Below are 13,088 nucleotides of genomic sequence, written 5' to 3' on the forward strand. Positions count from 1 at the left end.
ATTTTATTTATATAGTTCATTTTGTCTATACATCGTTTACTATTACCATTAATAGGTGGCATCCTGATGGGACTGACACCATCACCAACGGAAGCTTGGCCCCTAGCCTGGATTGCCCTAGTGCCGCTATGGTTCATAGTAGTCAGGGGTCAGAGTATTCGTGACAATGCTTTATCTGGTCTGATCTGGGGTATCGGTTATCACGGCTTAGCTCTATCTTGGATTACTGGTATTCACCCGATGGACTGGATGGGGGTACCATGGCTAGCTAGTATTGCGATCGCATTATTCTGCTGGATATTCATTACCCTGTGGGGAGCACTCCTAGTAGCTGTCTGGGCCATAGGAATATCCATAACTCAATCAATTAAATGGGTATCCACCAAAGCTACACAACAACGTGATCTAAATCCTGATCTAAATCGTGATATAAATCTCCCTACCCCCACTCAAAACTATGTTCTTTTAACCTCCTGCTTGCGGGTTCTAATCGGTACAGGCTTGTGGTGTGGCATAGAAACCCTGCGGAGTATGAGTCCCCTGTACTGGTCTTCCTTATCCTATACCCAAAGTCCCCATAACCTGATAATTTTGCACCTCGGTCAATTATCCGGTCCAATAACAGTTACAGCAGCTATTGTCGCCGTCAATGGTTTAATAGCTGAAAGCGGATTAAACGTTAGCAGGTTGAAGGTTAGCGGATTAAACGTTGGCAGGTTTAATGTTGGCAGGTTGAAGGTTGGCAGGTTTAATGTTGGCAGGTTGAAGGTTAATCAGTTGAAGGTTAATCAGTTGAAGGTTGGCAGGTTGAAGGTTAATCAGTTGAAGGTTGGCAGGTTTAATGTTGAAAGTGATCACAACAACCTTGGCCAAAAGGCCACGCTACGCGAACAACAAACCAACCTTGAACCTTCAACCCCTAAAAACCTTAAACCTTCAACCCCTAAAAACCTTAAACCTTCAACCCCTACAAACCTTCAACCTTCAACCCCTAAAAACCTTAAACCTTCAACCCCTACAAACCTTCAACCTTCAACCCCTCAAAACCTTCAACCTTCAACTCCTACAAACCTTCAACCTTCAACCCCTACAAACCTTCAAGATTCAACCCCTCAAAACCTTAAACCTTCAACCCCTCAAAACCTTCAACCTTCAACCCCTACAAACCTTCAACCCCTACAAACCTTCAACCCCTACAAACCTTTAACCGTTTTAGGTATAGCAATCGGGTTATTAATCAGCTTACATTTGCTCGGATGGTTACTGTATAGCAAACCAATTGAGCAATCAAAAGATTCTGCTATTAAAGTCGGTATTATTCAAGGAAACATCCCCAATGAAATCAAACTTTACTCCGCTGGCTGGCAGCGTGCTATAAAAGGTTACACTACTGGATACCAGACATTGGCAGATCAAAAGGTAGACGCAGTGCTAACTCCTGAAACTGCCTTACCTTTTCTTTGGGAAGAACAGGTTCGTACTGTTAGTTCCTTCTACTCAGCAATATTAGATAAAGGGGTTTTAGTTTGGGTAGGAGGCTATGGGCAAAGAGGGCGTAGCTTTACCAATAGTCTGTTTACTGTCACCGGTACTGGTGAGACTTTCAGCCGTTACGATAAGGTGAAATTAGTGCCATTAGGAGAATATATTCCTTTTGAAGAATTCCTAGGACGTTTAATTGACCGATTATCCCCTCTTGATGCTCATTTAGCAGCAGGTAAGCCTGACCAGTTATTAGAAACACCCTTTGGTCAAGCAGTGGTAGGAATTTGTTATGAGTCAGCTTTTTCTGAGCACTTCCGCTATCAAACTGCCGCTGGTGGGCAGTTTATCATCACTGCATCAAATAATGCCCATTACAGTAATAGTATGCCTGCCCAGCACCATGCTCAAGATGTAATGCGCTCCATTGAAACAGATAGGTGGACAGTTAGAGCAACCAATACCGGCTATTCCGGTATTGTAGACCCCCATGGCAAAACACTATGGCTATCGGGGATTAATACCTATGAGTTGCACGCAGATACGATTTATCGACGACAGACTCAGACTTTGTATGTGCGCTGGGGGAATTGGTTGACTCCGGTGTTATTAGGGTTAGGGGGAATTGGCTGGTTGGTGTTGGCTTGGTTTGGAGTTGGTGTTGGATTGGTCAATTGAACTGCCGTTGCATTTAATTTGCCTATTTCATTGACAAGGTAGTGATCAACATGTAGTGGTTTTGCTGCGGTAAGCGTCAAGGTTTCCGGGGCTAAAATCACTACTTTTGTACCACTAACCACCATTAGATCAACTTCACGTTTTAGCTCGTTTGCGACCAATAAACCTATAATAGGGAACTTTAAACCCAGGTAGGAATGGTAAATTTCCCATTTTTTCTGTCAAAGACACAGTATCAAATTTGTGATGCAAGTAGCCTAAGCGATTGGGACAAAGAAAAACGTTATCCGTGGCAAACCAAATCGGCCAGAAGTGACGAGCTAAAAAGGAATGAGATTGCCATCCTTGAGGGGGATGTTTGTGAGACACATAAAAATCCACAACCCCGATCATTCCCCCTGGCTTCAAAATCTGTTCAGCTTGCTCAATGGCCGCAAACCACTCGGGAATCATGGTTAAAGAATAGGAAAAAGTGACGATATCCGCCACCCCTTCTGGCGGTAAAAATTGAGTGATATCCGCTTCGACAGTGGTTACATTTGTCCAGCCGCGATCAGCTATTCGCCCTCGTGCCACTTCCAGCAGGGAAGGGGACAAATCCACAATGTAAATTTTACTAAACTTAGAGAGGCGATCGGCAATGGATTCCAAATTCGACCCCGTACCGCCGCCGAAGTCAACCCAGACGCTGCCATTGCTATCGCCATCGGCAAGGGATTGATAAAGTTCTTCTCGTCCTTTTAGCAAACGCCGACGAAACCGATCGTAATCCGTTGATTGAGTACGATAAAAGTTTTCCAATCGCTCTTGATGGCTATCCCCTCGGATCGGTTTGGCTAGATGATACACCGTTTTGAGATCGCTAATCAAGTCGGATAAAACACTCATTTTTTTGTATTCCCTCGCCAGTGGAAATGGTTTTAAGCAGTAACCAAATCTGCTATGTAAAAACTGCCGTAGGTCTGGACGCGATCGCTTGGGTGCAATTGGTCAGCCAATGCAGTATTGTACATCAATAAGTCTGGTAAAAACCGGTCTTTACCTCCATAACGCACTTGCACCGAATCGAGGTATTCCACTTTGAATCCCCCACTGCGAAACAAAATGCGAGTTTTATCACTGGCTCTAGTCAAAATAGCTTGCCATTCTTTTTGCAATTCTTCGTGATTATACTGACTCAGCCAGTCCATGTGGTCGAGAAGCACGAACCGAGAAATTCGAGCTTGACAATTTTCCAGAAAGTTGGTTATTGTGCTATTTCTCACCTGAATGCGATCGACTAACCCGGATTTTAGGCGCAGGAAATTGTCTTCCTTCAAATATTCCGGACAGCAATCGGGGGAATATTCTCCATTCAGAAAAACTCGCCAAAAATAGTTATCTTGAATGGGGATCCTAGTAAAGACATTTTCGCACCGTTGGCGTACAAAGGTCGCGATACTTCCTTCATCGAGATAGCGTTCCATCTGTTGACGTTGCTGTGCAGGAACACCGAGCATCCACAGGACGAAATCGCTATTGAGGAAGCGATAGAGATAATCTTTCCAAAAGACCGGTTCGACCTCGCGCTGGTAAATTTCCTGCCGTTCTTCTGGGGTTTTGGCATTGAGAATGGCATCGAAACTGGGGCGAATTTTCAGGATGCGATCAATGTAGTAGTTGATAGCGAAAGCAAAATTACCCGTAGTTCCTCGAAAATAAAACGAGCGTCCGCTGTCGAATAATTTAGTTCCTTGTTTGTCCCAATACGCTTGTGATGGTAAAGATAAATGGGATCGCAGCTTTTGAGTATAAATCTCGTCAAACTGCTTCAACCTGCCGCGACCGAACAATTGAAAAAATTGCTCGAAATCCAGTTCTCGGATCGCCGCAATTTTTAGTTCGAGCAACGCATTTTGTTTGGGATTGACATCAATGGCGTAAATTTGTTTGGGTGCGTCGAGAGCATATTCCAAAGCGTTGCATCCCGCAGAGGTAATCACCACAACAGTATCGTCAGCTTGCAAGTTTAAGGCAACACGATCGAGTCTGGGATCTTCCCAGCAGGTAACGTAAACGAGATTCTGCTGATGTACCCAACTAAAACCGAGATATCGCCAGATATCTTTGATTGATTGCAATTTTGATAACACAGTTTAACCCTGATTAAATTTCCAGTAATACGGGAGCCTCAAAGCATCCAAAAGTAACTGCTTCTTGGGGTGTTTGCTGGCAAGCCATAACCGAGCTATCGATTGACCCTGCAATTTGTAAGGCTTGGGTTACCAATTCCGAACAAAATATTCTTTGCATGTTCTGGCTATCAGAACCAACCAAATATCGGTTAACTTTCAGCCAAGCTCCAATGGACTTCCAGCAGCTATACCTGACTTGGCGCTCATGAAGGTTCCACAGCCAATTTTGCATTTTATCCATCCCTTCCGAACTTAATGGTTTTGCCAAAGGAACCCACCAGGCTCGTCCGTAGTTTCGATAAGCATTGAGCCAATTCTCCAGGTAGTGAATTTGTACTCCTGGTTTACATTTTTGGTTTCTAAAATCGGGCAAAGTCGTATAACTTGTGGACTCAGCGATCGCCACCTTTCCGTTCCCGTTCGCTTCCAGATCGGAATCCAGGACAATCGCCGTATGACTGTAATCGCTTCCGGTGAACCATCGAATCAGAGCAGCATCGATCTTCAGTCCAGAAAAAGTAATCAGATCTCCTGGTTTAAAGGGATAGAGAGACTCAATCAAATTTTGGGGTGGGCTAGAGCGAGAGCTTGTCAATCTAATTGAATCTAACATCAACTTATTCAACTCAATGACAGTAGATGTGAACTCGAGAGTCAACCTCAGTTTCGATCTCGATTCATTTTTTTTTTACAGAGTAATTTTAGCCTATAGTGGAATTTTTGGGAAATAATTATTGTGATTATGTCCGGAATAACGTGCTGTTGCATCGGATGGAACACTCACCCCTCAACCGACCTAAAGATCACAAAATTTCCGAACTGCTGCCCAAATTAACCCCATCACATCCCGCAAACCGTGTTCGCTCTCCAATTCAACCAATTGCACCCAAGGGCGTTTACTAGCATAATCACGACTCGCGATGATAGGAATCACCTCATCATCGCACCCATGTAGAATCAAAGTAGGTACTTGTCGCCCTAGCTGCAAACCCTCATACTGACGGGCATCTTCTACAAACTGATAGTGCAACGGCAGCGTTCGCTGTTCTCGATAATGGTAAATCTCTAAATATCCCTGGGAGCGCCACTGATTGAGCTGTTCTGCTTCTAATTTGGGCAACCAATGGCCAAGGAAGCCAAATGCTGGTGCTAGTAGAACCAATCTTTTGATTTGTGGATTGTTTTGTGCTAAGTGTGCAGCGGTAAAAGCACCCAAACTAGAGCCGATTAACGTGACTGGTGTTCCATCTAAGGGCAGTAATGCTGCCACTTGACTAATCTGGCGACTTATGGTTAAATGATTAAAGTCATCTTGATTAAGGTCAGGAATGGTTAGAGAGACATTGAGGCGAGCAAAAGCTTTTTGTAGATACACCGCCTTGGCTGACTCAGGGCTAGAGGCAAAACCGTGTAGATAAATAAATCTCAAAATCCTTGTCCTTTGTGGTTCTCCCTAATCTGATAGAAGGTTTTGCTGGCGGCGCTGTCTCATGAATTGAGCAAACTGGATGCGTTGTTCAGGAGTCATCACCTCTCGCATCTGCAACATACTCTCAAGGTGTAACTTTCCTAGCTGCTGGTTCAATAGTTGAACCTGTTGGTATTGAGTGCGGATAGTTTGTGTGTCAGCTGTACCCACCATCAACTCACCTAATTTATGCTTCGCTTGACTCACTTGCTGGCGAAGATCTATAATGGATTCTTCATACTCCAGCTTAATGGCTTTCAGCTGCTGCCTTTGCACCTGGTTAAGATTGAGTTGCCTCATTAACCTACTATGCCTACTCGATTTTGGGTGTTGTTGACCCTCGGGGCTGGGAATCAATTGAGAGGTTACAGGGTTGGAATTAGCTACAGCAGTGCAGCCAGTCAGGGTAACCATGAGAATTGACAAAACATAACCTGGACGTAACAGCATGGAAGTTACCTATAAATGTCTTTAATTTAAAGTTTGTAAGAAATATTGAAGATTGTTCGCGTAGCGTGGCCTTTTGGCCAAGATTGAAGGTAGAAGATTGAAGGTCGAAGGTTGAAGGTTGAAGGTGGGTTGAAGGTGGGTTGAAGGTTGAAGGTTGAAGGTTGAAGGTTGAAGATTGAAGGTTGAAGGTTGAAGGTTGAAGGTTGAAGGTTGAAGGTTGAAGGTTGAAGGTTGAAGGTTGAAGGTTGAAGGTTGAAAGTTGAAGGTTGAAGGTTGAAGGTTGAAGGTTGAAGGTTGAAGGTTGAAGGTGGGTTGAAGGTTGAAGGTGGGTTGAAGGTTGAAGGTGGGTTGAAGGTTGAAGGTGGGTTGAAGGTTGAAGGGAAAAAAAACACTTTTCCCTTGCCATAGCCTAGGCTAGAGCAAACCTTTTGACAGGTCAAACCTTATCCTCTATAGGTGATCCTGAGGTGATGGTTCCTACTATTTCATTTATTGTCCAGTATTGGCTAAGATCATCCAATCAGCTGGTGGAGTATGAATGACATTGCTCACCGATGTCTCTCCCACAACTCCATGCCAATTTTTCTCTAAGAAAGCTTCTAGAGTGGTTAAATTGTGGGTGCGGTAACCACTCCAAGCCATCAGTAAACCAACGGCGATCGCTGAGGGAAGCAACCAAAGCTCTGGTTTACGAGTAGGCGGTGGGGATTTAGCGATCGCATTGATAACTCGTTCCTCCAAGTCAAATGCTGCTGGTGGAGGACTAGGTCGATGTTGGCGCAGAAATGCTTGCCATTGTTGGTCATCAGGTTGAAACTGAGTCATGGCATCTCTCCTTGTTGTTGGATGATATATTTCCGTAGGGAAGTTCGAGCGTGGAAAAGACGAGACTTAACCGTTCCGAGAGCTATGCCCAAAATTTTAGCAACTTCCTTTTGTGGCAAATCCTCTAAATCATGTAGCACCAGCACAGCACGATGGTTCAAGCTCAGCTGTTGCATACCTTGTTGAATAATGTCCTGATAGTGCAACTGCATCAGATCAGGAGTGTAGGAGGATTTGGCATTTTTGAGGGGTAGATCAGCTGTGTCCTCTGGAAGTTGAAGGTTGAAGGCACGTTGCCGTTGCAATTTGCCCCGCTGATCCGATGCCACATTCCAGCAGATGCGGTAAAGCCAGGTGGAGAACTGTGAAGGTTGCCGTAGTTTTGGTAAGCCTTTCCAAACTCGTAGGAACACCTCTTGTACTAAATCATCAAGAGCATAAGCACCACATAGCTGATAGATAGTTGACCTGACGCGCTGCTGATAGCGTCGGTATAGTTGGCGAAAACTCTGCTGGTTCCCCTGTTGGCACTGCAATACCAACTCTGTGTCTGTGCTGGTTGTTTTTGCAGCAGCAGAATCTTCTTTGGAAGCCTGGGCTGATCTGACTGACAACTCTGGGTTCTCCCTCACCGCTTTGTTTTCCGATGTTATTTAGACTCACTGGCCAACAGAATGGTTCAATCTGGTAAAAGTTTAGCCAGAAATGGAGCCAGCGGGGTTAGGCTGACCGGGTTTGGGTTAAGTCAGAAGATAGAAGACTCAACAGCTCTAGGGATTGCTGGTCTTACTGACACAACAATCGGTCGCAAAACCCTACCCCCGTTGGCCCGATACCCGACACCCGGTCAGCCCCTTAACTTTCTTATGTTCACAAGAATCACGGAAAATTTGCATATATTTACCAACTCTTTAATGTCGAGTGACTTTTGATATGATTAAATTTTATTAGTATTTCCATATATAGGTTGCATCTAACCGATGGCAGGGTTGGTAGCTAATTCGCACCAATACCAAAAATTATTTTATTGTGCAATCTACCTAGGGGGAGCCCCTGAAGAACTTATGGAGTCTAGAAGTTCTATAGATCTCGATCTTAGCCAATACAAACTGCTATTGAAACGTCGTTGGCTGCCAGCAGTTGCTATTTTCCTATTTACAGTTATCTCAGCTGCCTGGTCTACCTTGTTTCTCAAGCCTTCCTATGAAGCTGAAGGAAAACTACTGTTTAAGATAGACCGAACCGCTTTCTTGACTGGGTTGGGGGAGGAAATTGACCAGTTACGCCCTCTGGTTGATGCCCAGAACCCTCTGAGTACTGAAGTTGAGGTGATTTACTCCCACCCGCTTCTGCAACAGATCATTGATCAACTCAACCTCACTGATAACGAAGGTCTACCTTTGCAACCGGAAGCCCTCAAAAGAAAGCTCACTGTCAAAATTGTGGGTGGCACCGATGTGGTTAGGCTTTCCTACAAGGGTAAGAACTCAGAAAAAGGGGCTGCGGTGATCAATCAATTAATGAGGCTTTATATAGAGAATCAGATCCTATCCAAAAAGTCGGAAGCAGCAAAAGCCCGTGAGTTTATTACTAACCAACTTCCTCAAAGTGAAGCCAATGTCAGGCAAGCAGAAGCTGCTCTACGGCAATTTAAGGAACGCAATCAGGTTGTATCCCTCACAGAAGAAGCCCGGTCTTTGGTAGCGGTGATGGCTGACTTAGACAGCCAAATTACTACAGTTCAAGCTCAACTTGAAGAAGCCAATGCCCAAGCTGCGGGCTTGAGAAACCAGGTGGGTCTTAATCCCCAGCAAGCAATTGCTATCAGTGCCCTGAGTCAGTCTACTTCAGTACAGGGCGTACTCCAAGAACTGCAAGAGGTTGAGCGGCAATTAGCGGTTGGGAGAAATCGTTACGGTAAAAATCACCCGATCATGATTCGGCTCACCAAGCAGCAACGCTCCCTCAGAGGTCATTTACAACAGCAGATTAATCAAATACTAGGCTCTCAAAGTCTGGCTGGTACTCAGATACAAATTACTCAAGGGCTTTTAGAAGTTGACCAGCTCAAACAAAAACTGATTAACGATTTTATTGAATCAGAAGTCAAACGTCAAAGTTTAGCAGAAGGCTTAGCAACTCTTGCTAAGGCTAGAATTGCCTATGAACAACGGGTAAATGTTCTTCCTCGGTTGGAGCAAACTCAGCAGCAGCTCGAACAACGAGTCCAAGCTGCCCGCTTGACCTATGAAACCCTGTTGAAAAATCTCAATGAATTAAAGGTCGCAGAAAACCAAGATACCGCTAATGCTCGCATCATTGAGCCAGCAATAGTTCCTAAAAAGCCCTTAGGTGATAAGAAAATAAAGGTGTTGGCTCTAGGGGTGATGTTGGGGGTCACACTAGCCACGACTGCTGTCTTGCTCTTGGAAATGAGAGACCGCTCTATCAAAACTCTCAAGGAAGTCAAGCAGTTGTTAAGATATCCTGTGCTAGGGGTGATTCCAGTTTTCAAGCACAAGAAGCTCTCCCGTCGTCGGGATGACCTATTTTTCGGAGGGGAATTGCCCGTAACAGAGCAGCCTCATTCCATGGTGAGTGAAGTCTACCGAATGATTCAAGCGAATCTGAAATTTCTCAGGTCTGATCACCCACTTAAAGTTATTGTAGTCACTAGCTCCGTTTCCAAGGAAGGCAAATCTACGGTATCAGCAAACTTGGCCGCTGCTATGGCTCAACTGGGGCGTCGGGTTTTGCTGATTGATTCCGATATGCGTCACCCCTGTCAGCATTATATTTGGCAAGTAATGAATGTGGCTGGTTTGAGCCAGGTACTGATTGGTGAAGTGCCTCTAGAGCTTGCCATCTGTAAAGCCATGGAAAATCTTGATGTTCTCACCGCTGGGGTAATGCCTCCTAATCCTTTGGCACTCCTGGATTCAAAGCAAATGGCTTCCCTGATTCAGGAATGTTCAACCCAATATGACTTTGTGATTATTGATGCCCCACCCTTACTTCTGACTGCTGATGCCCTTTGCTTAAGTCCAATGACTGATGGCATGTTGTTGGTGGCTCGACCAGGTGTGCTGGATTTTGCTAATGCTAATGTGGCTAAACAAATGTTAGATAGTTCCGGTCAGACGGTTTTGGGTTTGGTGGCTAATGGTGTCATTCAAAAAGATGAATCGATTGGTTACTTTTACCAGTCACAGGAATACTTCCATTATGGCTCAGTCAGAAGATTGGCACAGCGTCAAGCCCAGACTAAAAAAACCTCGAATGTTTCCCGGAGATGATTCAAAACTATGAATTATGAATACTCGCTATTCCCTAGAAGCAAACACTATAAATTAAGGATTTAATCCCCGGGATTATTCCAGTCTATAAATAGAATAAACCCAGATTTTTTTATTAATTACTAAATAACGAATTAAATTATGATATGATCTGAATATAGTGATAAATTAAGCATTATTATTAATAATATATCAAATCCGGTTAATCAATTTCCCAACCAAATATAGCACTACGCATTCAGTTTAGGACATTCCTAAACTCCGAAACTTAGTCATAGTTTACTTTTAGGTGCGACCCGTGGCGAATTTAATTCGCCGAACGCGCCCCGCGTCTCCTACGGAGAACGGAAAGCGCACCTTTGACTTCTGACTTCTAAATTATGACTTGCGCGTAGCGCTATAGGATGTTTGGGAATAGGTAATTACTAATCGGTAATCCTAAACTAGATAATCATCAACTACCAATTTACCGATTAATCATATGATGATTATTCAACCCGACATGCTCTTATGGATTAGGTTTAATTTTATCTAAAAAGTTATCTAAAAAACTATCTAAAAGTCATCTAAATAACTACCATGAAAACCCCTGTAATTGCTATAGGAATGGATGCAGCTGACCCGGTATTGTTGGAGAAGTGGATGTCTCAAGGACATCTGAAGACCCTCAACAAAATACGGCAACAAGGAATCTATGGTCGCCTGAACAATACCGTTAACTACAACAATAAGACAGTTGAATTTTCCTCCACTGAACCCTTGTGGGTGATGTTTTCTACCGGTTGTTTACCAGATAAAACCGGTTTTTGGGATACGATTAAATTTTATCCAGACACTTATAAAGTAGTCTGCGACAAAATTTATAGTGGATACGATTATAAAGAATATAATCCCTTTTATGCCTTAGGGGATGACTACCGGGTTGCTGCCTTTGATGTACCAGTATCAGCACTGTCAGATCAAATTAATGGCTTACAAATTTTGGGTTGGGGGGGACATTATCCCTTTGTGCCAAGCCATTCCCAACCGCCGGAATTATTGCCCAATATTATTGCCCAATACGGCAAAAACCCAGTGCTCCATAAAGATAATGGTCGCTGGTGGGATCCAGTTTATTTTAAATGGATTCAGCAAGCTCTAAAAACTAGTATCTCCACCCGCTCAGAGATTTGTCGGGATTTACTTCAGCGTGAACCGTGGGACTTGTTCGTGACCGCTTTCGGTGAAACTCACAGTGCTGGTCATGACCTGTGGGACCGCAGCCAACCAGATCACCAGCTCTACCCTTACCAGAGCAAAAAGAATGGTAAGGCTGGAGACCCCATGCTGAAAATCTTTGAAGCGGTGGATGATGCGATCGCAAAAATTATCGCTGCTGCGCCTAAGGATGCCTATATCTTGTGTTTCGCAGTTCATGGCATGGCTGCCAATGTTACCGACTTGATGAGCATGATGTTCCTGCCAGAATTGGTCTATCGGTATAACTTCCCTGGCAAGTATGCCATTACTCCCAGCAAAATCGGAGTCACTCCCCCACCACCAATTACTCGTCCAATCCGCAACTCTTGGCCAGGGGAAGTATGGCGACAGATTTATGAACCCAATCCCATTAAGCAGTTGTTCAACACCTGGACCCATAAAGCCTTTTTACAATCTGGCCAGCACGGTTTACTCTCTCCTTATCCCCTCATGAAGCACAGAGTGCAATTGGGTTGGATGCCAGCTACTCTATATACTCCCCTGTGGCCCAAGATGAAAGCCTTTGCTTTACCGGCCTTTGCTGATGGACATATTCGCATCAACCTCAAAGGACGGGAACGAGATGGTATTGTTGAGCCTTCCGAGTATGATGCTCTGTGCGATAACCTAACAGACTTCCTTTATCGCCTTACCGATGGTAGGACAGGAGAACCATTAGTTAAACAAGTAGTGCGCACCCATAACGTAGCCACAGATGATAACCCCAAACTGCCAGATGCTGACCTAGTAGTCGTATGGCACGAGTGTCCCACAGATGTAGTGGATAGTCCTGATGTGGGACGCATTGGTCCAATTACCTATAATCGTCCTGGTGGTCACCGAGCCAGAGGCTTCTTGATGGCAACTGGACCAGGAATAACCCCAGGTTCTAGTTTGCCAGAGGCTCATCCTGTAGATATAGCCCCAACCATCTTGAGGTTGATGGGAGCACCGATTCCTGACTACTTTGATGGCAAATCTCTAGTTAGTCCGACTTTATCCATCTCAGCTTGACATATAAATCAACCCTAGGGATAGGGTTTCATTTCCCTATCTGGGTAATTCCTGAGCCTCTTAGATTCAGCAGGTTTAAGGGTGTAGATTCACTCTTAGCTGGCCAGATAATACTAACTTGAAACAATGCCATCCATTGCCCTAGTTCGCAAGTATAGGATTAACCCATTGAAATCCTATACTTGCAGATTTAGATCAGGTTTTGTATACAGGTTATCTTTTCACTAAAACAATTTTTGTATAAAGTAAGCTTTTGTAGAAAATAATCACTGCTTAATATCAAGTTTAGGAGTATTATTACTCTTAGGTCAGGGTTTAAAAAACCTGTGAAGTCAAGCAATATCATGGTTTTGAAATGCCATAATCGTGGCGAAACTTGCCTATTCCTTCCCCAGCAAGCTTGCTACATTTATATGGCTAGTTTCATTATACCACAAAGAAGCCTCCAAACATGATATAAGT

At 44.1% G+C, this 13,088-nt stretch carries 11 protein-coding genes; 3 read left to right on the plus strand and 8 right to left on the minus strand.

What is annotated here, in order from left to right; genetic code table 11:
* Positions 1 to 66 precede the first annotated feature (66 nt).
* Positions 67 to 2,160, plus strand: coding sequence for an apolipoprotein N-acyltransferase (gene lnt / locus F6K63_RS06850; RefSeq protein WP_287311468.1), 2,094 nt, complete (start codon positions 67 to 69; stop codon positions 2,158 to 2,160).
* Between the two features lie 135 nt (positions 2,161 to 2,295).
* Here lnt and F6K63_RS06855 read toward each other — a convergent pair whose 3' ends face one another.
* From F6K63_RS06855 to F6K63_RS06890, 8 genes are all read right to left on the minus strand, one after another.
* A complete protein-coding gene (locus F6K63_RS06855) occupies positions 2,296 to 3,048 on the minus strand; it encodes a class I SAM-dependent methyltransferase (RefSeq protein ID WP_287311391.1) in 753 nt (250 codons plus the stop codon).
* 32 nt (positions 3,049 to 3,080) lie between these two features.
* Complete coding sequence (locus F6K63_RS06860; protein ID WP_287311392.1) at positions 3,081 to 4,292, minus strand: BtaA family protein; 1,212 nt, start codon at positions 4,290 to 4,292, stop codon at positions 3,081 to 3,083.
* A 13-nt stretch (positions 4,293 to 4,305) separates the two neighbouring features.
* Positions 4,306 to 4,947, minus strand: a complete 642-nt coding sequence (locus tag F6K63_RS06865) for a C40 family peptidase (RefSeq protein ID WP_287311393.1) — start codon at positions 4,945 to 4,947, stop codon at positions 4,306 to 4,308.
* 183 nt (positions 4,948 to 5,130) lie between these two features.
* On the minus strand, positions 5,131 to 5,763 hold the full coding sequence (locus F6K63_RS06870; protein WP_287311394.1) for a YqiA/YcfP family alpha/beta fold hydrolase: 633 nt from the start codon (positions 5,761 to 5,763) through the stop codon (positions 5,131 to 5,133).
* Positions 5,764 to 5,787: 24 nt separating this feature from the next.
* A complete protein-coding gene (locus tag F6K63_RS06875) occupies positions 5,788 to 6,252 on the minus strand; it encodes a Spy/CpxP family protein refolding chaperone (protein WP_287257179.1) in 465 nt (154 codons plus the stop codon).
* Positions 6,253 to 6,278: 26 nt separating this feature from the next.
* Entirely contained in the window at positions 6,279 to 6,692 is a 414-nt protein-coding gene (locus tag F6K63_RS06880) for a hypothetical protein (protein ID WP_287311395.1), read from the minus strand.
* Positions 6,693 to 6,741: 49 nt separating this feature from the next.
* Positions 6,742 to 7,077, minus strand: coding sequence for a hypothetical protein (locus F6K63_RS06885; protein WP_287254807.1), 336 nt, complete (start codon positions 7,075 to 7,077; stop codon positions 6,742 to 6,744).
* The gene (locus tag F6K63_RS06890; RefSeq protein WP_044492254.1) at positions 7,074 to 7,691 is read right to left on the minus strand and encodes a sigma-70 family RNA polymerase sigma factor; all 618 of its coding nucleotides are present in this window, start codon (positions 7,689 to 7,691) and stop codon (positions 7,074 to 7,076) included. The genes F6K63_RS06885 and F6K63_RS06890 overlap by 4 nt, the downstream gene beginning before the upstream one ends.
* Before the next feature lie 366 nt (positions 7,692 to 8,057).
* Between F6K63_RS06890 and F6K63_RS06895 the strand changes: the two genes are divergently transcribed.
* Positions 8,058 to 10,373 (plus strand): GumC family protein, encoded by a 2,316-nt coding sequence (locus F6K63_RS06895; RefSeq protein WP_287311396.1) that lies wholly within the window; start codon positions 8,058 to 8,060, stop codon positions 10,371 to 10,373.
* Positions 10,374 to 10,952: 579 nt separating this feature from the next.
* Positions 10,953 to 12,626 (plus strand): alkaline phosphatase family protein, encoded by a 1,674-nt coding sequence (locus tag F6K63_RS06900; RefSeq protein ID WP_287311397.1) that lies wholly within the window; start codon positions 10,953 to 10,955, stop codon positions 12,624 to 12,626.
* Positions 12,627 to 13,088 lie beyond the last annotated feature (462 nt).

This window comes from Moorena sp. SIO1G6 (assembly GCF_010672795.1).
Taxonomy (GTDB): domain Bacteria; phylum Cyanobacteriota; class Cyanobacteriia; order Cyanobacteriales; family Coleofasciculaceae; genus Moorena; species Moorena producens.

Bases quoted from the DNA above. Each gene is read 5' to 3' on its own strand.
- F6K63_RS06895 (WP_287311396.1), top strand. From the start codon at position 8,058: ATGGCAGGGTTGGTAGCTAATTCGCACCAATACCAAAAATTATTTTAT.
- F6K63_RS06875 (WP_287257179.1), bottom strand. From the start codon at position 6,252: ATGCTGTTACGTCCAGGTTATGTTTTGTCAATTCTCATGGTTACCCTG.
- F6K63_RS06900 (WP_287311397.1), top strand. From the start codon at position 10,953: ATGAAAACCCCTGTAATTGCTATAGGAATGGATGCAGCTGACCCGGTA.
- F6K63_RS06855 (WP_287311391.1), bottom strand. From the start codon at position 3,048: ATGAGTGTTTTATCCGACTTGATTAGCGATCTCAAAACGGTGTATCAT.
- lnt (WP_287311468.1), top strand. From the start codon at position 67: ATGGGACTGACACCATCACCAACGGAAGCTTGGCCCCTAGCCTGGATT.
- F6K63_RS06865 (WP_287311393.1), bottom strand. From the start codon at position 4,947: ATGTTAGATTCAATTAGATTGACAAGCTCTCGCTCTAGCCCACCCCAA.
- F6K63_RS06885 (WP_287254807.1), bottom strand. From the start codon at position 7,077: ATGACTCAGTTTCAACCTGATGACCAACAATGGCAAGCATTTCTGCGC.